The organism is Rathayibacter sp. VKM Ac-2805 (assembly GCF_009834265.1).
In the GTDB taxonomy this organism is placed as follows: Bacteria; Actinomycetota; Actinomycetes; order Actinomycetales; family Microbacteriaceae; genus Rathayibacter.
Genome location: NZ_CP047185.1, coordinates 339,651 through 360,884, shown reverse-complemented (window position 1 = coordinate 360,884; position 21,234 = coordinate 339,651). Strand labels below are relative to the sequence as shown.

Genomic DNA, 21,234 nt, shown 5'->3' with positions numbered 1-21,234 from the left:
CTAGCCGAGCGGTACCGACTCGCTGACCACGGCCGTGTTGCCCTGCGCGTCCTTGACGACGACCGAGACGTACAGCTCGGCCGCGGCGAAGGCGCCGGGCAGGCGGTACTTCGCCGTGTCGAGGGTCGCGCTCCACTCGGCCGGTCCCCCGTCGACGGCGATCCTCTCCCCGTTGACGGACACCCGCACGCTGTCGAGCTCGCTGGCGTCCGTCGCCGTGCCGGAGAGCCGCAGGGCACCGTCGACGAGCGCGGCCTCGAGTGCCGCCTCGGGCGCGTCCGACTCGGACCGCCGCTCCGGCTCGGGGAAGGGGGAGGCCGCGAGGTCGACGGTCTCCCCGGCGAGCGCCGGCGTGCGGGTGGGCGCCTCGCGGTTGTGCGTGCCCGCCTCGTAGGCGTACGCGTAGCCGAGGAGCGCGGCATCGTCGTACGCGGGACCGGCGATCGTGAGGTTGACCGGCATGTGCGTGTCGTCCATCAGCCCCATCGGCACCGAGACCGTCGGGATCCCCAGCATCCGGAGGGTGTAGTTCATGTTCGAGAAGTAGTTGCCGTTCCGATCGGCCACCGTGTTGGCCTCGCGGTCGACGTCCGCGTCCGCCTCTCCGATGTCCGAGTTCGCCGGGAAGACGATCCCGTCGAGCCCCTCCGCGTCGAGCCACTCCTCGAAGTCGACCTTCCGGGTGTCCTCGAGCCCCTGGAGCGACTCCTGCAGTCCGTCGACCTCGGACCACTCCGCCGGCACGCCGTCCGCCACCGCGGCGGGGTAGGCGTCCATGTAGCCGCCGTAGCTGACACCGTCCTGCTCCGCGAGGGATCCTGGCGGGTTGGGGAACACCTTCGAGGTGTCGACCTGGGTCCACGACGTCAGCTCCGGGTCGCCGACGGCCTTGAGGAACTTCTCGGCCGCGTAGGGGTTGATGCGGCTGAACTCGATCTCCCCGAAGTCCGCGGGCATCAGGCCGCGGGACTCGGGCGAGACCGCCCCCACCCGGTCCAGGTCCTGATTGTGCTGGACGGGAAGGTCGACCTCCACGACCTCAGCGCCGAGGGCGCGCAGGTCGTCCGCCGCCTCGTCCCAGCTCGCCTTGATGGACGGCCGGATCCGGATCGGGTTCGACCCTCCGAGGTCCTCGCCGATGTACATCTTCGGCACGCCCAGGCGGACGCCCTCGAGCGCACCCGCGTCGGCCAGGCTCGTGAAGTCGTCGGGGCGCACGTCCTCGACGGACGGCAGGTCGACGGCGGTCTGGTCGCGCCAGAAGTCGTTCTCCGTGTTCTCGTCCTCGACCACGATCGTGTTGAGCAGCGTGAGCATGTCGTCGACCGTGCGGGTGTGCGGCACGACGACGTCGCGCACCGGGAACAGCGGCCAGTTGCCGCGGATCGAGATCATCCCGCGGGAGGGCGTGTAGGCGATGAGCCCGCTGTTCGACGCGGGGGAGCGCCCGGAGGAGACCGTCTCCTCGCCCATGCCGAACATCGCGAAGTTCGCGGCGGTGGATGTCCCGGAGCCGTTGGAGGAGCCGGAGAACCAGGCGGCGGGCAGGAAGTCGGCGTTGTAGGGGCTCTCGGCGCGGCCGTACACGCCGCGCTGCATCCCGCCGCCGGCCATCGGCGGCATGTTCGTCTTGCCGATCAGCACGCCTCCCGCCTCACGGATCTTCTCGACCGTGAAGGCGTCGCTCGCCGCGGTGAGATCGGCGAAGGCGGGAGAGCCCGAGGCGACGGTGAGCCCCTCGACCATGTAGCTGTCCTTGACCGTGTACGGGATGCCGTCCAGCGGGCCGAGGGTCTCCCCGGCCGCACGGCGCGCATCGGACGCCTCGGCCGCCGCCATCACCCCGGGGTCGAGGACGGGGATCGAGTCGAGCGAGAGCCCGTTGACGTCGTAGGCGTGGATCCGATCGAGGTACATCGCCGTCAGCTCGACGCTGGTCAGCGCTCCGGACTCGAGCGCGTGCTGCGCCTGGGCGATGGTCGCCTCCTCGAGGACGAAGAGGTCGGCGCGGGCGCTCGCGGAGTCGTCCGCGGCGTCGGGCGTGCACCCGGCGAGGACCAGCGCGCCGGCGGCGAGTGCTCCCGTCGCGGCGAGCAGCCGTCCGCGACGGCGAAGGGTGTTCGGATGCAAGGCAGTTCCTCTCGTAGGCGGGCAGGACGACAGTCGCAGCCCGCCGATTCCGCGCCGTGTCGGTCGTGTTACCCCTGGCGGACAGTTCTCGAGCCGAAGATGTCGGACAGGTTTCCCGCCGTGTTGCCGGGAGATGACGGGTCGCTCCCGAGCCCCGCTCCCGGAGCGGCGGGTACATTCGGAGCGTGCAGGACCAGCGGACGAGCCTTCGTGACGTGGCGCTCGCCGCCGGGGTGTCGGTCGGGACGGCGTCCTCCGCGCTCGCCGGCACCGGACGGGTCAGCGACGCCACGCGCGAGCGGGTCAAGCGCGTCGCGCAGACCCTGGACTACGCGCCGCACGCGGGCGCCCGCAATCTCCGCCGCTCCCGCGCGGGCTCGATCGGGCTCGTGCTGCCCCGGATCGACGCCGAGGACTCCTTCTACCTGGAGTTCGCGATGGGAGCCGCGGAGTGGGCGGCCACCCAGGGGGTCGCGGTCTCGATCATCACCGGCGCGATGCTCGACGACATCCCGCGGCTGCCGGTCGACGCCTTCCTCGTGCCGGACGTCGACGTGGACTCCCCCCGTCTCGCGGAGCTCGTCGCCGATCGGCGCCCGGTGGTCACGGCGGACACCGTCCCCGACGGGGCGCCGACCCCCTCTGCCGTCGTCGCGATCGATCACGGAGCGGGGATCCGGAGCCTCCTCGACCACCTCGTCGAGCGCGGTGCGACGCGCCCGGCGCTGCTCGCTCCGATGACCACGGTGATGTGGGGCCGCCGGCTCTGCGCGGCCTCCGCCTCCTGGTTCGAGGAGCGCTCGATCCCGGACCTGAGCGAGACGCTCCTGCCCGGTTCCTCCGACGAGACGGTCCTCCTGGCGGCTCGGCGACTGGCCGCCGCCGGAGCCGACGCGATCGTGGGCGTGCCGATGGGATCGGCCGAGCCGCTCGTCCGAGCCTTCGCGGAACAGCGGGAGGGGCGCCCGCTGATCGCCGGCTACGTCGACCACGCGGCGCTGAGGGCGGCGGGCGTCACCGCCGTCGACCTGCGCCCGCGGGAGGTCGGTGCCGCGTGCGCCCGCCTCGCGGTCTCGGCGACGGACTCCCCCGGCGCGGTCGCGGCCCCCTCCGTGCTCTCGATCGCCCCGGTCCTGGTCCCGCGCTCGAGCACGCAGCGGTGACCGCGGCGTCCCCGCGTCGCGGCGAGACGCTATGCTCCTGCAAAATCGTTTCGGCAGGGGAGGCACCGTGCTCGACACCGCACTCGCCCGGATCGTGTGGGCGGACGGCTCGGCACTGTCCGTCGTGAGCTCCGACGCCCTCGAGCCGCTCGCGGCCGCCGTCGGCGCGGACGTGGCGTTCGTGCCGGCGCCGTCCGGCACGGCGGGCGAGGGGGCCGCGGGCGGGTGCGACGCCGCCGGGATCGACGCCGTGCTCGCCGGCAGCGGCTGCCGGGTGGCGATCGTCGAGGCCGACGTCGAGCGCTTCCAGGAGGACCCGGCCCGTCGACGCCGCCTGGCGGAGAGGCAGCGCGAGCATCCCGGCACGGGGCTGTGGCTGGCGGTGACAGGCGTGCACGACTCCGACGCCATCGGCCGCGAGGTCGAGGCGGCCCGCTGGGCGGGCTTCCACACCGTCGGCGCCTCCATCGCCTCCCCCGCCGCCGCCCTGCTCACGTCGTCGATCGCGCAGGAGAGCGACTTCGTCCACATCGACGCGGGGAGGCTCGCTCTCGCCTGCTCCTCCCCGTCCGGCCGGCGGGACGCCCAGGAGCGGGCCGACGAGATCCTGTGGCACCCGTCCCTCCTCGCGATCCTGCGGCTGGCACTGACGGCCTCGGCCGCCGTGCCCACCTTCGTCAGCGTGCCCCCCTCCGCCACGGCATCGTGGCTGGCGGCGCTCTTCGGGACGGGCGCGCGCTGCGTCGCGCTCTCGCGCGCCCAGCAGTCCGAGCTCGAGGCTCTCGCGGTCGACCTCACCGCGGTCGACGCCGCCGCCCTGGCGTCCGCCCTGATCTCCGCGCGCGGAGCAGCCGACGCGCGACGCCGGGTGGACGCGGCGCTGTCCGCCCTCGGCTCCCGGAGCGCGCACGCCGCGACGTCCTGAGACGCGGAGTCACGCCCGTCCGGTCACCCGAGGACCTCCCGCAGCACCTCCAGCGCCCGCTCGCGGTCACCGACCCCGCCGCCCTCGTGCCCGCTGTACGGCCACACGTCGATCGACGTCTCGCCGCCGGAGACGTTGTGGGAGGCGAAGACCGTCGAGGGCGGGCAGATCGGGTCCATCAGGCCGACCGAGCGGTGCACCCGGCAGCGCAGCCGCTGCGAGAAGTGGACGCCGTCGACGTAGGAGAGGGTCCGCTCGACGGCGGCGAGGTCCTCGGGGCGGGTCGCCAGGTAGCGGGCGATCTCCACGTAGGGCGCCTCGTTCGTGATCGTCGTGGCGCGCAGGACGTCGGAGAGGAAGGGCACCAGGGCGATCGCGGCCCTCACCCGGGGACGCAGCGCCGCCGCGGCGGTAGCGAGCGCTCCGCCCTGGCTGCCGCCGAAGACGGCCACGCGATCCGGGTCCAGCCCGGGGAGCGACTCCACGGCGTCGACGGCGAGCGCCGCGTCCGCGATCAGGCGCCGGTAGTAGTACGTCTCGGGCGACTCGATGCCGCGGGTCGTGACCCCGGGGTACGCGGGTCCGCTGCCGTGGGGGTCGGGGGTGGCTCCGGAGCGGGCGAGGCGGCCGGCTCCCTGGCCTCGCGCGTCGACGACCAGGTGCGCGTACCCGGCGGAGGCGATCCAGAGGTGCTCGATCGGACGGCCCCGTCCGCTGCCGTACCCGGGGTACTCGATCACCACGGGGAGCGGGGCGCCCGGGTCGACCGCGGGGGTCACCAGCCAGGCGGCGATCGGCTCGCCCGCGAAGCCGGGGAACAGCACGTCCCGCACCCGCACCAGCGGGAGGCCCGCGTCGACCGGCGCGGCGCTGACGCCGGGGCCGCCCTCCCGCCCGAGCGCGAGGGTGGCCCGCCAGAAGGCGTCGAAGTCGTCGGGCTCCGCGACCTCCGCACGGAACTCGCGGAGGGCGGCGAGGGGGCGATCCGTGAACACCGGGTCAGCCTTTCAGACCGGAGTGCGCGAGCCCTTCCACGAACTGCCGCTGAGCGAGGAGGAACACGGCCAGCACGGGCACGACCGTCATCGTCGCCGCGGCGAGCTGCACGTCCCACATCTCCCCGCCGTAGGCGTCGGTGAAGCGGGTGAGCGCCTGGGGCAGGGTGAAGAGCTCGGGTGAGGTCAGGTAGACCGTCGGCTCGAGGTACATGTTCCAGGACCCGAGGAAGGTCAGGATCGCGACGGCCGACAGCGCGGGCTTGGACAGCGGCAGGAAGATGCGCCGCCAGATCCCGAAGCGGCCGAGGCCGTCCAGGCGCGCGGCCTCCTCGAGCTCGCCGGGCATCGCGATGAAGTACTGCCGCATGATGAACGTGCCCAGCACCGCCGGCGCTCCGACCATCGGCACCAGCAGCAGCGGCACGTGGGTGTCGATGAAGCCGAGCTGCCGGAAGATCTGGAACAGCGGGATGATCGTCACCTCCGTCGGCACCAGCAGGCCGGTCAGGACGACGAGGAACACCGCGTTGCGTCCCGGGAACGGGATCCGGGCGAAGGCGTAGCCGGCCAGGCTCGAGACCAGCAGCGTCACCACGGTGACCGTGACCGCGATGTAGAGGCTGTTCCAGTACTGGAGCGCGAACGGCTGGAACCGGAACGCCTCGGCGTAGCCCGCCAGGCTCGGCGAGTCCGGCAGCAGGGTCGGCGGGTTCGAGAAGATCTCGTTCACCGGCTTGAACGACGAGGCGATCATCCAGAACGTCGGCACCGCGAACGGCAGCACGAGCAGGATCAGCGTCACGACGAGCAGGGCGGTCATGAGCGGGCTGCGGCCGCGGCGGCGCTTGACGGGCGGCTCCGGGACGGCTTCGAGGCGTGGCGTGAGCGGGGTCCCCTGCTCGACGACGGCGTCAGTTCTCATAGAAGACCCATTTCCTGCGCAGCTGCCACTGCACGACCGTGAGGATCAGGACGAAGAGGAGCAGCATCAGCGAGAGCGTCGCGCCGTAGCCGATGTCGCTGAACTCGAAGGCCTGTTGGAACACGTAGTAGACGAGCACTGTCGTCGACAGCTCCGGCCCGCCCTCGGTCAGGACGGCGACCTGCGCGAACGCCTGCAGCGAGCCGACGATCGTGAGGATGGCGGTGAGGAGCAGGGTGGGCGAGATGAGCGGGAGCGTGATCCGGAAGAAGATCGCGCGGGGGCTCGCGCCGTCCAGGCGGGCCGCCTCGTAGAGGTCGCCCGGCACTCCCTGCAGCGCGGCGAGGAAGAGCACCATGTTGACGCCGACGCTGCGGATGACCTGCGTGACGATGACGCTCGCCATCGCGGTGGGTCCCTCCTGGAGCCAGTTCGGCCCGTCGAGGCCGACCAGCGAGAGCAGGCCGTTGATCGCGCCGTTGTCCTGGAGGAGGAAGCCCCAGACGAGGGTCCAGGCGACCACCGAGATGACGACGGGCGAGAAGAAGAGCGTGCGGAACAGGGCGCCGCCCGGGATCCTCCGGTTGAGCAGCACGGCCAGGCCCAGCCCGAGGGCGAGGTTCAGGACGACCACTCCCCCGGAGAAGACCGCGGTCGTGCCGAGCACCGCGCCGATGCTCGGGTCGTTGATCGCCCGCTCGTAGTTCTCGCCGCCCACGAAGGTCATGGAGCCGGTGAAGACGTTCCACTCGTTGAGGCTGAACCAGACCGCGAGCCCGACGGGCAGCAGCACGAACACGATCACACCGAGCAGCTGGGGCGCGATGAAGAGCCAGCCGGCGAGCGCGTCGCGGCGCCGGAGGTTCCAGTAGGCGCCGGCGGGAGCGGATCGGCGGCTGTCCGTCGAGGTCGCGGTCACGGGATCACTTCCCCTGGAGGACGGGCGCGATGGCGTCGCAGACGCCTCCGAGCACCTCGGCGACGTCGGCGTCGGCCGACCACATGCGGTCCAGCGCCGTCTTGCCGACCGAGGTGATCTCGGCGGGGCTCGTCACCGGAGGGGTGGCGGACACGTCGGCGAGCTCGTCGACCACGACGCGGTCGAGCTGCTCGGCGCTGAGGAGGGTGTTGACCTTCGCCAGCTCCTCACCGGACAGCAGCGACTCGCGGGGCGGCGGGAAGAACTGCGCGAGCTTGGCGGAGTTCTCCGGGTTGGTCATGAACGAGAGGAAGCCGGTCGCCTCCTCCACGTGGTCGCCCCCTGCGAGCGCGGCCATGCCGGCCTGGCCGATGTTGCCGTACTCGCCGGCGGGGCCGACGGGCAGCGGGTAGATCTCGAACGGGAACGAGCCGTCGAGCAGGCTCGCGCGCGAGACCTGCGCGGTCGTGAACGCGGCGTCGCCGGCGAAGAAGTCCGCCGTCACGCCGGGTCCGGGGGTCGCGCCGCTGACGTAGACCGAGTCGTGGAAGAACTGGAACGCCTCCACCATCTCGGGCGAGTCCATCGTGCACTGGGTCCCGTCGTCGCTCCACGGCTGGGCTCCCCAGCCCGCCCAGAGGTTCGCGAGGCTCAGCCAGCCCGAGAAGTCGAAGTCGCGGATGATGTAGCCGGCCTTGCCGGTCGACTCGTTGACGGCCGCGCCGATGCGGTCGACGTCCTCCCAGCTGAGCGTCGCGGGGTCGACGGTCTGCCCGGCCTGCGCGATGAGGTCCTGGTTCACGTACAGCGCGAACGGCGAGTTGGAGAACGGGTACGCGTAGAGCTCGCCGTCCTGGCTGAACGACTGCGCCACGCTGGGCAGGATGTCGTCGTACTCGTAGCCCTCGGTCCCCTCGAAGGTCTCGGTCAGCGGAGCGAGCGCTCCGGCGTCGATCAGGTCCTTCGCGATGTCGCCGACCCAGGCGAGGTCGGGGGCGTTGCCGCCCGCGGCCTGCGTGGTCAGGGTCGAGTTGTAGTCCGCGAACGGGAGGGACTCGAAGGTCACGGACTCGATCTCGGGGTGGTCGGCGATGTACTCGTCGGCCATCGAGTCGAACAGGGCGAGCTGCTTCTCGTCGGAGGTCCAGACGGACATCCTCAGAGCGACGGGTGCTGAGTCGTCCCCGCCGCCGGCGGCGCCGCAGCCCGAGAGGGCGGCGATCACTCCGACTGCGGCGAGCGAGGCCATCAGCTTCTTCGCTGGTCTCATCGTCTCTCTTTCTCCAATGGTCTTCTCGGTGTTCCCGGTCAGTACCCGACGACGTCGGGCCAGTGGGTCTCTACGCCGCGCGACTCGAGCCTCGCCTGCAGGCGGGCGACGAGGGCGGGGTCGGCGGCGATCTCGTGGGGCGACAGGTCCTCGGCGAGGGCGAGGGCCGCCAGCTCGCCGACGGCCTCGCCGATGTTCCACTCCACGGGGTGGAGGCGGTACGCGCCGTTGGTGATGTGCGTCGTCCCGATGTTCTTGCCCCCGGGCAGCAGGTTCGTCGGGGTGCGCGGCACGAGGGCGCCGAGCGGGATCTCGAACGGCGAGCACTCCACGTCGAGGTAGTTGTCGCCTCCGGTGGTCGGGTGCAGGTCGATCCGGTACATGCCCACGCCGACGGAGTCGTCGAAGCGCGCGGGGCTCCCCGTCCCGCGGGCGGCGACGGAGACGTCCTGCTCGCGCACCGTGGTGAGCGCGCGGATCCGGCGGGACTCGCGGATGTAGGGGGCCTGCGCGAGGCCGTCGGCGGTGCCCATCACGTCGCCGCGGAGCCGGAGCCCGGGCCAGCCGCGGCCGCCGTCGGGCCGGGGCGCCTCGGTCTGGAGCCAGTAGAAGTACGACAGCGAGAGCGCGCGGGCGCCGGCGAGGTGCTTCTCCGGCTCCGGCACGTCGAGGATCGAGCTGTCGAGGTAGTCGAGCATCGGCCAGTTCGCGAGCACGATGTCGCTGTCGAGCGCGCCCGGTCGGAGGGTCTCGGTCGCGAGGATCCGGCGGAACATCCAGAGGTCGGTGTCCCCGCCCTGCGCGCGCTGGTCGGCGGTGCGGGTGTCGCCCACGGCGTTGACGTGCATCGTGCGGGTCTCGGGGCGCAGCGTCCTCGGGTTCGGCGCGGTGAAGGAGAGGAGCTTCCCGCCCCAGAACGGCACCTCGTACTCGTGCCAGTAGTCGTAGTCGGCCGGGCGCTCGATGGTGTGGTCGCCGTCCGCGCTGTCGAAGCCGAAGCACCAGGTGACGGCCTGCACGTTCATCGGGTCGGCGACGGCGGGAGCGCTGGGCTCGCCGTGCTCGTCGCGCGACTCGGACCCCGTGACGTAGTCGACCTCCGCGAGGGGGAGCAGCTCCCCCGTCTCGGTCGCGTCGACCACGTACCGTCCGGAGACGGCGAGCTCCTCGCCCGAGACCGCGTCGCGCAGCAGGACGCGCTCGATCCGGCCCGGGCCGCCGTCGACGGCGAAGGGGACGACGCCGGTGACGACGCGGATCGCTCCGCTCGAGCGGTAGGGGGCGAGCATCTCGTCGAGCACGGCGACGGCGACGCGGGGCTCGGCGCAGAGCCGGCTCACGAGTCCGCGGCCGGGGTTCAGGCGGTCGTCGCGCATCGCCTCGGCGGTGAGGGGGTAGTTGCGGCGGTAGTAGCCGCGGATGCCGTCCCGGAGGCGCCGGTAGTCGGCGGTGACGCCGAACTGCTCGACCCAGGTGTGCTCGTCCGGCGGGACGCCCTGCGAGGTGAGCTGGCCGCCCAGCCACGGGTACTGCTCGGTCAGCACGACCGAGAGGCCGTTGCGGGCGAGGGCGATCGCCGCCGCCACTCCTCCGAGGCCGCCGCCGATCACGGCGACATCTGCTTGCATCGGGGTCACGCGTCCGCCTCGTCCTCGTCGACAGTCTGGGTCATCGGCCTACTACCCGCGGGTAATACGTATTGCCGGTTGGTTAGACCGTAACGCACGAGTGTCCGGTTGGCAACGGTCTCCGATGTTCCGAGCGATGCCGCGGCGACCCGCGGGCGTCCTCAGCCGGAAGCGGGCCGGATGTCAGGGCTCGGTGGCATGCTCGACCCCGAGCGCGGCCGGCGGGCGGCGGCGCGGAGCGGAGCAGCATGATCGGGTTGGATCTCACCGGGCGCACGGCCCTCGTCACGGGGTCGGGGCAGGGCATCGGGCTGGCCATCGCGACGACGCTCGCGGAGGCGGGCGCCGAGGTGATCGTGAACGCCCGCTCCGAGCGGTCGATCCGCCGGGCGATCGAGGCGGTCGGCGCGGCGGTGCCGGAGGCGCGGGTGCGCGGAGTCGCGGCCGACGTGTCGACGGAGAAGGGCACGGCCTCCCTCCTGCGCGCGGCCGCCGACGTGGACGTGCTCGTCAACAACCTCGGGATCTTCGGCTCCGCCGATGCGCTCTCCATCGACGACGACGAGTGGCGCCGCTACTTCGAGGTCAACGTGCTCACCGGCGTGCGCCTCACCCGCGCCTACCTCCCGGGGATGATGGAGCGCGAGTGGGGCCGCGTCCTCTACATCGGCAGCGACTCCGCCGTCGTCACGCCCGCCGAGATGATCCACTACGGAGTGTCGAAGACCGCGCTGCTGGGCGTCTCGCGCGGCTTCGCCAAGGCCGCCGCCGGCACCGGGGTGACGGTGAACAGCGTGCTCGCCGGGCCGACCCACACGGGCGGCGTCGAGGACTTCGTCTACGAGCTGGTCGACCGCGAGCTCCCGTGGGAGGAGGCGCAGCGCGAGTTCATGCGCCTGCACCGGCCGCAGTCGCTGCTGAAGCGCCTCATCGAGCCGGAGGAGATCGCCCACATGGTGGCGTACCTCGCCTCCCCGCTCGCCTCGGCCACCACGGGCGCCGCCGTGCGCGTCGACGGCGGCTACATCGACTCGATCGTGCCGTAGCGCGCGCTCCCGGGGCTTCCCGGGGCGCCGGCCGTCAGCGCGGAGGGGCGACCGAGCCGCCGGGGCGCCACGGGCCGCCGATGCGCTCCTGGAGGAGCGGCGCCGCCGGGTCGGCGAGGCGGGCGAGCAGCGCCTCCACTCCGCGGCGGCCGAGCTCGCGGCCGGGCGCGACGAGCAGGTCGAGCGCCGGGTCGGCCAGGTCGGCGACGTCGGGGTCGGAGGCGAGCAGGACGATCGAGAGGTCCTCGGGCACGCGCAGCCCGCCGTGCCGCACCTCGTGCGCGAACCCGACGGCGGCGCCCCCGTTGACGATCACCACGGCGGTCGCGGAGGCGGGGTCGAACGAGCGGGCGAGGGTGCGGCCACCGGCGGGCGACTCCTCGCAGCGCAGCAGCACGCCCTCGACGCCGCGGGCCGCGCAGGCGAGCGCGAACGCCTCCTGGGTGCGCGCGTAGGGGCCGAAGTCGGCCGCGGCGTCGCGGTCCGGGCCGAGCACGAGCGCCACCCGCGCGTGCCCCAGGCCGGCGAGCCGGCCGAGCGCCTCCTCGACCATCCCCTCGAAGTCGATGTCGACCCAGTCGAGGGCGGACGGGTCGCGGGTGCGCCCGATGAGGGCGAAGGGCGTGCCGGAGTCCCGCAGGACCGGCACGCGCTCGTCCTCGCTGGTGACCTGCATCAGCACGACGCCGTCGATCAGGCCGTCGGCGCGCAGGTCGGCGAGGCGGTCGGAGCCGCCGACCGTCGGCCACAGGACGATCGAGTGGTCCTGCTCCGCCGCGGCCTCGGCGGCTCCGAGCAGGAACGAGGTGGCGGTGTTGAGCGGCCGGCTCGACACGAGCGGATAGACGACCGCGACGATCCCCGAGCGGCGCCGCGCGAGGGCGCGGGCCAGGGCGTGCGGCCGGAAGCCGAGCTCGTGCATCGCCGCCCGCACCCGCTCGCGGGTCTCGGGCGAGACGGGCTTGGTGTCGTTGACCACGAACGAGACCGTCGCGATCGAGACCCCCGCGAGGCGCGCGACGTCCCTCATCGTGGCCACCGCGCCTCCTCCGCTCGCGCCGCCCGGCCGTGGTTGACGCGGGGCGGACGTCTCCCGCATCCTAGGAGACGCGGCCGGTAAAGCGGTTAACCCCGTGTCGGGCCGCCCACTGCCGCACCGTCTCCACCGTCGAAGAAGGAACACCGTGACCACACCCTCCTCCCCCGTCCGCGTCCTCGTCTGGGGCGAGAACCGCCATGAGCAGATCGAGGAGAAGGTCCGCGCGATCTACCCCGACGGCATGCACAGCACGATCGCCGACGGCATCCGCGAGAACCTCGGCGAGCGCGCCACCGTCTCCACCACCACGCTCGACGAGCCCGAGCACGGCCTCACCGAGGACGTCCTCGACGCCACCGACGTGCTCGTCTGGTGGGGCCACATGGCCCACGGCGACGTCTCCGACGAGATCGTCGAGCGCGTCCAGCGCCACGTCCTCTCGGGCATGGGCCTCGTCGTCCTGCACTCCGGCCACTGGTCGAAGATCTTCGGCAAGCTCATGGGCACCACCTGCACGCTGCGCTGGCGCTCGGAGCAGGACCGCGAGCTGGTCTGGACCGTCGACCCCACGCACCCCATCGCCCAGGGGATCCCGCACCCCTTCCTGATCCCGCAGCAGGAGATGTACGGCGAGTTCTTCGACGTGCCGGCGCCCGACGAGCTCGTGTTCCTCTCGACCTTCTCGGGCGGCGAGGTGTTCCGCTCCGGCATGACCTGGAAGCGCGGCCACGGGCGCATCTTCTTCTTCTCCCCCGGCGACCAGGACTACCCCGTCTACCACCAGGCCGAGGTGCGCCGCGTGATCGCGAACGGCGTCGAGTGGGTGCGCTCCTCGCGCCCCGAGCGCAGCCTCCCGGTGCTGCAGCGCTACGAGACCGAGGACTTCCACAACGGCCAGGACTACGAGGGAGCGCTCGTCCGATGACGGTCCGCCTCGTCCAGGTCGGCGCCGGCGCGATGGGCCGCGCCTGGATCCGCACCATCCGCGACTCCCCGGACGCCGAGCTCGTCGGCCTGGTCGACCTCGACGTCGACCTCGCCACGGCTGCCGCGGAGGAGGAGGGGGTCGGCCCGGTCGCGGTCGGCACCTCCGTCGCCGAGGTCGCCGCGCGCTCCGGCGCCGACGCCGTGGTCAACGTGACCGTGCCGCGGGCGCACCTGCCCGTCAGCTCGGAGGCGCTGTTCGCCGGGCTGCCCGTGCTCTCCGAGAAGCCGATCGCGCCGACCATCGCCGAGGCGCTGGTGCTCGCGGCGACGGCAGAGGCCTCGGGCCGGCTCCTGATGACCAGCCAGTCGCGCCGCTACTACGCGGCGATCACCGCCTTCCGCGAGCAGATCGCCGGGCTCGGGCAGCTGGGCACCGCCTCCGTGCACTTCGCGAAGGCGCCCCGCTTCGGCGGCTTCCGCGACGAGATGGACCACGTGCTCCTGGTCGACATGGCGATCCACGCCTTCGATGCGGCGCGGTACCTGCTCGACAGCGACCCGGTCGCGGTCTACTGCGAGGAGTACAACCCGGGCTGGAGCTGGTACGCCGACGGAGCCGCGGCGAGCGCCGTGTTCGAGTTCGCCGGCGGAGTGCGCTTCAGCTACACCGGCAGCTGGTGCGCCGACGGCCTCGAGACCTCGTGGAACGGCGACTGGCGCGTGAACGGGGCCGGCGGCACCGCGCACTGGGACGGCGACGGCGCTCCGGAGTGGCAGTCGCGCGAGTCGGAGGCGGTGCGGACCGCCACGCTCGAGCCCGTGCCCGAGGAGATCGCGGGCTCGCTCGCGGAGTTCGTGCGGGTGCTGGGCTCGGGGGCGGTGCCCTCGGGCGAGGTGCACTCGAACGTGCGGAGCCTCGCGATGGTGGAGGCGGCGGTCCGCTCCTCCGAGACGGGCGCGCGGGTGCGGCTCGACGACGTGCTGGAGGAGGGGTACGCGGAGGCGCTGACGCTCGCGCGCGACGAGCGCGTCCGCGCGGCCCTCGGCTCCTGGGGCTCGGCCGCGGAGGGCCTCGCGCGCTGACCACGCCGCCTGGCGGATCTCGAGGCGTCCGTGCCGGCGTCTCGAGACCCCGCCCGGTCGCGGCTCCGCCACCGCGCGTTCGCCGGGCGGACACCTGCGGGCGGCGGGGCGTTCACCGGGGGCGGCCAGCGTGGGCGGGTTCCTTCGAAGCCGCTCAGGAGACCCGTGTCCTCTCGTCACACCCGCACCCGCACCGCCGCCCTCGCCCTCACCGTCACCCTCGCCGGCTGCACCCTCGGAGCCGCGGCCCTGCCCGCCTCCGCCGCGGGCGACTCCTTCTTCACCCGCATCGCCACGGTGCCGGCCTACCTGAACGCGGCCGACCCGTCCGCCGACTCCGCCGTCGCGGAGATCTCGAGCGCGTCGCCCGACGGCCGCCTGGTCTACTCGACGGACTCCGCCGGGCAGCGCATCGACGTCCTCGACATCTCGGACCCCGACTCCCCCGAGCCGCTCGGCGGCGTCGGCGTGGGCGGCGAGCCGACCTCGGTCTACGCGACCGGCGAGTACGTGCTCGCGGTGGTCGACACGAGCGACGGCGACTTCGCGAACCCCTCCGGCCACGTCAGCGTGCTGCACGCCGACGACCTCGCGCCCGTCGCGAGCATCGAGCTCGGCGGCCAGCCCGACTCCATCGACGTCACCACCGACGGCTCGACCGCGGTCATCGCGATCGAGAACCAGCGCGACGAGGACCTCGCCCCCGAGGGCGGCGAGGAGGGCGACCTCCCGCAGGCGCCCGCCGGGGAGCTCGTGGTGATGGACCTCGCGGGCGACCCCTCCGCCTGGGTGCCGGAGCACGTCGACTTCACCGGTCTCGCCGGCCTCGACACCCCGTCGGACCCGGAGCCCGAGTACGTCTCGATCAACCCGGCCGACACGGCCGTCGCCGTGACGCTGCAGGAGAACAACGCCGTCGCGATCGTCGACCTGGCCACCCGCTCCGTCACCGCCTCGTACACCGCGGGCACCGCCTCCGTCAGCGGCATCGACACGCTCGACGACGACTCGATCTCGCTGACCGGCTCGATCACCGACGTCCCGCGCGAGCCCGACGCGATCGGCTGGGTCGGCGACGACCACGTCGCGATCGCGAACGAGGGCGACTGGAAGGGCGGCACGCGCGGCTGGTCGATCCTCGACGCCGCGACCGGGGCCGTGCAGTGGGACGCCGGGAACTCGTTCGACCACCTCGCGGTGCGCCTCGGGCTCTACCCGGACAAGCGCTCCGACGCGAAGGGCTCCGAGCCCGAGGGCCTGCTCTCGGCCACCTTCGACGGCGTCCCCTACGTGTTCGTCGGCGCCGAGCGGGCCAACTTCGTGGCCGTCTACGACGTGTCGGAGCCGACCGCGCCGCGCTTCGTGCAGGCGCTGCCGTCGACGCCCGGCCCGGAGGGGCTGCTCGCCCTGCCCGAGCGCGACCTGCTGGTCGTCTCGAGCGAGACCGACGACGCCGAGGCCGCCGTCCGCGCGAGCGTGCAGCTCTACGCGCTCGGCGCCTCCGCCCCCGCGTTCCCGACCGTGCTGTCGGCCGACGTCGACGGATCGCCGCTGCCCTGGGGCGCGCTCTCGGGCCTCTCGACCGACCCGGCGGCGCCCGACCGCCTGTACGCGGTGAGCGACAGCGCCTACGCGCCGAGCACACTCCACTCGATCGACACCTCCGTCTCGCCGGCGCTGCTCGACACGACCCTCACGGTGACCGAGGGCGGCGAGCCCGCCGCTCTGGATCTGGAGGGGATCGCCGCCCGCGTCGACGGCGGCTTCTGGGCCGTGACGGAGGGAGGGACAGGCGACGGCAACGCGCTCCTGCGACTCGACGCGGACGCCGCGGTGACCGAGCGGATCGCCCTGCCCGCGGAGCTCGCCACCGCGCTGGGCAAGCAGGGCTTCGAGGGAGTGACCGTCGAGGACGGCGCCGCCGGTGAGATCGTCTGGACGGCGCTGCAGCGCGAGGCCTCGATCGACGCCGACGGAGTGGTCCGGATCGGGCGCTACGACGTCGCCGCCGACAGCTGGAGCTTCTTCGGCTACCCGCTGGAGGCCGTGTCCGGGGCGGACGGCGACTGGAACGGGCTCTCGGAGATCACGCTGACCCCCGCGGGCACGCTCGCGGTGATCGAGCGCGACAAGCTCAACGGGCCGGACGCCGCGCTGAAGGCCGTGTACACGGTGCCGCTGCCGACGGAGGCCGGCGCGGCGGTCGGCGAGACGCTGCCGATGCTCGAGAAGACCCTCGCGGTCGACGTGCTGCCCGCGCTGCAGGCCGGGAACGGCTGGACCCAGGAGAAGCTCGAGGGCCTCGGGATCACCGGCTCCGGCGAGGTGTTCGCGGTGACCGACAACGACGGCGTGGACGACGCGAACGGCGAGACGGTGCTCGCATCGCTCGGCTCCGCGGCGTCCGTGTTCGGGGCGGGGACGGTGCCGACTCCGGGACCGACTGTCGAGCCGACGGTGGCGCCGACGGCTGAGCCGACCACGGCGCCGACCGCGCAGCCCACTGCGCAGCCCACGGTCGCGCCGACGGCTGAGCCGACCGCGCCGCCCACGGCCGAGCCGACCCGCACGCCGGCTCCTGCTCCGGCCGGCGCCGTTCCTCCGCGGACCGGCTCGGGACTCGCGAGCACCGGCGTCGAGACGGGCTGGACCGCCGCGGCGGCTCTCGCCCTGCTCGCCGGTGGAGCGCTCGCGCTCGGAGTCACGCGCCGCCGCCGCGACGCGCGCTGACGGACGCCGACGGCCCGGGGGACAGTGTCCTCCGGGCCGTCGGCGTTCCCGCCGCGAGCGGGGCGGGTGGGGCGAGTGGTCGGGTGTCAGCTTCCGGTGTCAGCTTCCGGTGGGGGCGTCCTCGGTGTCGGGAGAGGTGCTCTCGGAGGGCGCCTGCGGGGCGACGGGCGCGGCAGGGCCGGAGCCGTCAGCGGGGGCCGGCGGGGCGGGGTGTCCGGCGGGGCCGCACTCGCCCGGAGCCGGCGGGGTCGGTGCCGTGCCGTCAGCGGCGGCCGGAGGCGTGGGCATCGTGCCGTCGGCCGGAGGCGTGGGCATCGTGCCGTCGGCCGGAGGCGTGGGCATCGTGCCGTCGGCCGGAGGCGTGGGCATCGTGCCGTCGGCCGGGGGCGTGGGCATCGTGCCGTCGGCCGGGGGCGTGGGCGCGTCGGTCGGAGGAGTCGGCGCCGAGCCGTCGGTCGGGGCGGCGGGCGAAGTCGGAGCGTCCGCGGGAGGCGTGGGCATCGAGCCGTCGGCCGGCGGCGTCGGCGCGGAGCCGTCGGTGGGCGGGGTCGGCGCATCCGTCGGCGGCGTCGGCGCCGTGCCGTCGGCGGGCGGGGTCGGCAGCGCGGCGGGGCCGGGGCCGGCGGGGCCGCACCGGCCGGGGCCGGGCGGGGTGGGAGCGGTGCCCTCGGCGGGCGCGTCCGTCGACGGCGCACCGGTCGACGGCGCACCGGTGGACGGAGCGTCGGTCGAGGTGGAGTGCAGCGGGGTGGCGCTGGAGGTCGGCGTGCTCGACGGCGTCGCGGCGAACGCGGCGGTCGAGCCGAGCGCGACGAGTCCGAGGGCGCCGACGGCGATGCCGATGGTCAGGGCGCGCTTCTTCGGACGGCGCGGCCCGAAGCTCGAGCCCTTCTCGGCGGGGGTGGTCGACTCGGTCATGGGTGTCTCCTCGTTCCGGCCCGGTGCCGACCCCGTTCGGGATCGGTTGCGGCCGGTTCCATCTCAGATTCGAAGGCGAATCTGAAGCCGGACTTAAGAACAGACCCTCCACAGCAGACGCCGGGTGCGCCCCGATCCGCGGCCCCTAGGTTCGACCACATGCCCTCCTCCGCCCGTGTGCTCCTCATCGAGGACGACGACGCCATCCGCTCCTCCGTCGAGTCCGCGCTGCGCAGCGAGCGCTTCACGGTCCGCGGTCTCGTCTCCGGCGAGGACCTCGCCCGCGAGCTGAGCACCTTCGCTCCGGACCTGGTGATCCTCGACTGGATGCTCCCCGGCCCGAGCGGCATCGTGCTCGCCGAGCGGATCCGCCGCAGCAGCGACGCGGCCGTGATCATGCTCACCGCCCGCGACGCCGTCGACGACCGCCTCCGCGGCTTCGACGAGGGCGTCGACGACTACGTGGTGAAGCCGTTCGTGCTCGCCGAGCTCGTCAAGCGCGTGACCGCCGTGCTGCGGCGCCGCGGCCGCATCCCGTCCGTCGTCGAGATCGGCGACCTCGTCGTCGACCCGGAGTCGGGCCGCGCCCGCCGCGGCGGCGTCGCCCTCGACCTCACCGCGACCGAGTTCCGCCTCCTCGCCTTCCTCGCCGGTAACCGCGGCCGCACCCTCACCAAGACCCAGATCCTCACGCAGGTCTGGGGCTACGACCACGTCGACCCGAACCTCGTCGAGGTGCACCTCAGCTCCCTCCGCAAGAAGATGGAGGCGCACGGCGACCGGCTCGTGCACACCGTCCGCGGCCTCGGCTACCGGGTGGAGGCGTGAGCCGCGCCCAGCCGGGCGCGCTGCGGACGGGCTCGCTCCGCCTCCGCACCGTCCTGGCCGTGCTCGCTCTGCTGGCCGTGCTGCTCCTGGCCCTCTCGGCGACGGTGCAGGCGGTGCTCGGCGAGCGCCTCCGCGACCAGATCGAGGAGCGGCTGCAGGACCGTGCCTCCGCCGCCGCCGCGCTGGTCGGCACGATCGCCGACGACGCCCTCGCCTCCCGCCTCTCGGCGCAGGGCGTCTCGGTGCGGATCACGAGCCCCGAGGGCGAGGACGTCGTGGCCGGGCCGAGCCCGGAGCAGCTGCGCCTGGGCCCGGGAGCCGCCGACCAGCTCGGAGAGCCGCCGTCGCCGCCCGGCACGAGCTCCTCCTCCGGAGCCGTCTCGCCCCGAGCCGCCTCCGCCGCCGTCACCGTCGTCTCGAGCAGCGTCGCCGCCGACGACGAGCTGATCACCCTCGAGTCGACCCTCAGCGACGGCACCCGCCTCGAGCTCACCAGCGAGGCCGGATCGGTCGGCAGCACCCTCGCGCAGCTGAACGGGATCCTGCTCGGCGCGTCGGCCGTGTTCCTCCTGCTGGCCGCGCTCGCGCTGATCGTCGTGGTCCGCGCGACCCTCCGGCCCCTGGAGCGGATGACCGACGTGGCCCGCGACATCGCGCACGGCGACCGCGGGCGGCGGCTGCGCCCCTCCCGTCCGCGGACCGAGCTCGGCCGCACCGCGATCGCGTTCGACGAGATGCTCGACGACCTCGAGCAGGCCGAGCGCAGCGCCCTCGCCGCCGAGGCGACGGCCCTCGCGGCGGAGCAGCGGATGCGCGCGTTCGTCTCGGACGCCGCGCACGAGCTGCGGACGCCGGTCGCCGGCATCCAGGCCGCCGCCGACGCGCTCGTCCGCGCCGACGGCGGCGAGCAGGAGCGCGAGCGCCTCTCGGTGCACGTCGTGCGGGAGTCGCTGCGCGCGGGTCGCCTCATCCAGGACATGCTGCTGATGGCGCGGCTGGACGAGGGCCTGGCTCTGCAGTCGCGTCCGCTGGACCCCGCGGGCGTCGCCGAGGCCGCGATCGAGCGCCAGGAGCTGCGCCGCCCGGGCCTCGCCATCGAGCTGCACCGGCCCGCCGAGCCGCTCCTGGTCAGCGCCGACGCCGACCGGCTGGCCCAGGTGCTCGGCAACCTCCTCGAGAACGGCGCCCGCTTCGCCCGCTCCCGGATCGACGTCGCCGTCGAGGCGGCCGCCGACTCCGTCACGATCACCGTCGACGACGACGGCCCCGGCATCGCCGAGGCCGACCGCGAGCGCGTCTTCGACCGCCTCGTCCGCCTCGACGACGCCCGCAACCGCGCCGACGGCGGCTCAGGCCTCGGCCTGCCGATCGCGCGCGGGCTGGCCCGGGCCCTCGGCGGCGACCTGGTGGCGCAGGCGGGACCGGTGGGAGCGCGGTTCCGCGTGACCCTGCCGCGCGCCCGCTGACCCGCAGGCCCTCCCGCTCCCCCTAGGCTCGACGGGCGCGCGGGCCCCGCTCCGCCGGGACGGCAGGAGTGGCTCCATGGACAAGGACGACGCGGAGCAGCGTGTCCGGCAGGCCCGCGACGAGGCCCCGAGGTTCGGGAGCGGTCCCCTGCTCGCCACCTTCACCGTCCGGCACCGCCGCGGACTCGACGTCGCCTTCGTGCTCGACGGCGCGGAGGGGGACTTCCAGATCGGCATGGGCGCCGCGTCCGACGACTTCCGGAGCGTCCTCACCGTCGGGGTCGACCGCGAGGACGGCCGCATCCGCGGCGTCTCCAGCTGGACCGTCGACGGCCGCGAGAGCCGCGTGCCCGTGCGGATCCTGCACCGCTCCGCCACCGTGATCATCGTGGAGGCCGCTCCCCTCCCCCTCGACCGGCGCCCGTCCTCGCTCAAGTGCTGGTCCTTCCTCCGCCGTGCCTCCGCCGACCACCACTCCGACGTGCTGGGATTCGTGTCCCCCGACCTGGCCGACCTCCCCCCGGTCCGACTCCTCACCGATCCGCGGGCGCGGCGCGGGCGCTGAGCCGGCCTCTCGCGCGAGGGGACGGATCCCCGCCCGACCCGCAGGCGCCGGTGCGATCATGCGCTGACGTGATCCCGCCCGGAGGTCCGCCCGACCCGGAGGAGCGCTCGTGACGCAGGAAGTGCAGTCGACCCGGCTGCGATCGCTCGGAAGCGAGGCGTTCTTCGGGGCGACGGTGGTCGTCGCGGCGGCGTGGTCGGGCGCTCGGGCCTACCAGCTCTACGGAGGGTGGGGCGTGGTGCTCGCGGTGGCGGCGGTGATCGTCGCGGGGCTCGGCTTCGGGCTCCGGCGGCGCGTCGAGGAGCGGTGGTCCCGGCCGAGCCTCGAGAGGCTGCGGGCCGAGCATCCGGACGGCGGCGTCACCGCGGTGCTGAACACTCCGGAGACGCTGGCCTCGCTGCGGACGCTCGCGGTCGCCGGAGCCGCGGTCGACCTCCCGGCGCTGCGCGCGGCGAAGCCGGACCCCGTGCTGCTGGCCGTCGTCACCTCGAGGGCGCTCTCGCTGTTCCGCGCCGACGCGGACCTCTCGCCGATAGCGTTCCTACCCCTCACCGCTGCGGACGCCCCCGAGTCGGTGACGGGCTACCACCACGGTCACGCGCTCGCGGCTCCCGTTCTCACGGTCCGGCAGCAGGGGACGGAGCAGCGGCTCGCCCTCTTCCCCGCGCGAGCCTGAG

General features: G+C 73.8%; 18 protein-coding genes. 10 read left to right on the top strand and 8 right to left on the bottom strand.

The window, feature by feature from the left end:
- Entirely contained in the window at positions 1–2,130 is a 2,130-nt protein-coding gene (locus GSU40_RS01675; protein WP_244229555.1) for an amidase, read from the bottom strand.
- A gap of 185 nt (positions 2,131–2,315) precedes the next feature.
- Between GSU40_RS01675 and GSU40_RS01670 the strand changes: the two genes are divergently transcribed.
- Together GSU40_RS01670 and GSU40_RS01665 are read left to right on the top strand one after the other, a co-directional pair.
- Positions 2,316–3,293, top strand: a complete 978-nt coding sequence (locus tag GSU40_RS01670) for a LacI family DNA-binding transcriptional regulator (protein WP_160033268.1) — start codon at positions 2,316–2,318, stop codon at positions 3,291–3,293.
- Positions 3,294–3,360: 67 nt separating this feature from the next.
- Entirely contained in the window at positions 3,361–4,218 is an 858-nt protein-coding gene (locus GSU40_RS01665; RefSeq protein ID WP_160033266.1) for a hypothetical protein, read from the top strand.
- Positions 4,219–4,241: 23 nt separating this feature from the next.
- Here GSU40_RS01665 and GSU40_RS01660 read toward each other — a convergent pair whose 3' ends face one another.
- From GSU40_RS01660 to GSU40_RS01640, 5 genes are read right to left on the bottom strand one after another with little or no spacing between them, the layout of a single operon-like run.
- Positions 4,242–5,213 carry an acetylxylan esterase gene (locus GSU40_RS01660; protein ID WP_160033264.1) on the bottom strand — a complete coding sequence of 324 codons (972 nt, stop codon included), beginning with the start codon at positions 5,211–5,213 and terminating at the stop codon, positions 4,242–4,244.
- 4 nt (positions 5,214–5,217) lie between these two features.
- Positions 5,218–6,138 (bottom strand): carbohydrate ABC transporter permease, encoded by a 921-nt coding sequence (locus GSU40_RS01655; RefSeq protein WP_244229554.1) that lies wholly within the window; start codon positions 6,136–6,138, stop codon positions 5,218–5,220.
- Positions 6,128–7,057 (bottom strand): sugar ABC transporter permease, encoded by a 930-nt coding sequence (locus GSU40_RS01650; protein ID WP_104234014.1) that lies wholly within the window; start codon positions 7,055–7,057, stop codon positions 6,128–6,130. Before GSU40_RS01650 ends, GSU40_RS01655 begins: the two co-directional genes overlap by 11 nt.
- A 4-nt stretch (positions 7,058–7,061) precedes the next feature.
- On the bottom strand, positions 7,062–8,327 hold the full coding sequence (locus GSU40_RS01645) for a sugar ABC transporter substrate-binding protein (protein ID WP_160033262.1): 1,266 nt from the start codon (positions 8,325–8,327) through the stop codon (positions 7,062–7,064).
- Between the two features lie 38 nt (positions 8,328–8,365).
- Positions 8,366–9,955 carry an FAD-dependent oxidoreductase gene (locus tag GSU40_RS01640; RefSeq protein ID WP_104234052.1) on the bottom strand — a complete coding sequence of 530 codons (1,590 nt, stop codon included), beginning with the start codon at positions 9,953–9,955 and terminating at the stop codon, positions 8,366–8,368.
- A 251-nt stretch (positions 9,956–10,206) separates the two neighbouring features.
- Between GSU40_RS01640 and GSU40_RS01635 the strand changes: the two genes are divergently transcribed.
- Entirely contained in the window at positions 10,207–11,001 is a 795-nt protein-coding gene (locus GSU40_RS01635) for an SDR family oxidoreductase (protein WP_104238803.1), read from the top strand.
- A 34-nt stretch (positions 11,002–11,035) separates the two neighbouring features.
- Here the strand turns inward: GSU40_RS01635 and GSU40_RS01630 are convergent, their stop codons facing one another.
- On the bottom strand, positions 11,036–12,031 hold the full coding sequence (locus GSU40_RS01630) for a LacI family DNA-binding transcriptional regulator (protein WP_244229637.1): 996 nt from the start codon (positions 12,029–12,031) through the stop codon (positions 11,036–11,038).
- A 154-nt stretch (positions 12,032–12,185) separates the two neighbouring features.
- On the opposite strand from GSU40_RS01630, the gene GSU40_RS01625 reads away from it, so the two are divergent.
- The 3 genes from GSU40_RS01625 (at position 12,186) to GSU40_RS01615 (ending at position 16,780) form a co-directional block, all read left to right on the top strand.
- Positions 12,186–12,965, top strand: coding sequence for a ThuA domain-containing protein (locus GSU40_RS01625; RefSeq protein WP_160033258.1), 780 nt, complete (start codon positions 12,186–12,188; stop codon positions 12,963–12,965).
- A complete protein-coding gene (locus tag GSU40_RS01620; protein WP_104267971.1) occupies positions 12,962–14,050 on the top strand; it encodes a Gfo/Idh/MocA family oxidoreductase in 1,089 nt (362 codons plus the stop codon). The genes GSU40_RS01625 and GSU40_RS01620 overlap by 4 nt, the downstream gene beginning before the upstream one ends.
- A 165-nt stretch (positions 14,051–14,215) precedes the next feature.
- Complete coding sequence (locus tag GSU40_RS01615) at positions 14,216–16,780, top strand: esterase-like activity of phytase family protein (protein ID WP_160033256.1); 2,565 nt, start codon at positions 14,216–14,218, stop codon at positions 16,778–16,780.
- 99 nt (positions 16,781–16,879) lie between these two features.
- Here the strand turns inward: GSU40_RS01615 and GSU40_RS16890 are convergent, their stop codons facing one another.
- Positions 16,880–17,698 (bottom strand): hypothetical protein, encoded by an 819-nt coding sequence (locus GSU40_RS16890; protein WP_208543343.1) that lies wholly within the window; start codon positions 17,696–17,698, stop codon positions 16,880–16,882.
- Positions 17,699–17,857: 159 nt separating this feature from the next.
- On the opposite strand from GSU40_RS16890, the gene GSU40_RS01605 reads away from it, so the two are divergent.
- From GSU40_RS01605 to GSU40_RS01590, 4 genes are all read left to right on the top strand, one after another.
- Entirely contained in the window at positions 17,858–18,526 is a 669-nt protein-coding gene (locus tag GSU40_RS01605; protein ID WP_104283959.1) for a response regulator transcription factor, read from the top strand.
- A complete protein-coding gene (locus tag GSU40_RS01600; protein WP_160033254.1) occupies positions 18,523–19,992 on the top strand; it encodes a HAMP domain-containing sensor histidine kinase in 1,470 nt (489 codons plus the stop codon). The genes GSU40_RS01605 and GSU40_RS01600 overlap by 4 nt, the downstream gene beginning before the upstream one ends.
- A gap of 76 nt (positions 19,993–20,068) precedes the next feature.
- Positions 20,069–20,557 (top strand): hypothetical protein, encoded by a 489-nt coding sequence (locus tag GSU40_RS01595; RefSeq protein WP_160033252.1) that lies wholly within the window; start codon positions 20,069–20,071, stop codon positions 20,555–20,557.
- Positions 20,558–20,666: 109 nt separating this feature from the next.
- On the top strand, positions 20,667–21,233 hold the full coding sequence (locus GSU40_RS01590) for a hypothetical protein (RefSeq protein WP_160033250.1): 567 nt from the start codon (positions 20,667–20,669) through the stop codon (positions 21,231–21,233).
- The last annotated feature ends 1 nt before the right edge of the window (position 21,234 follow it).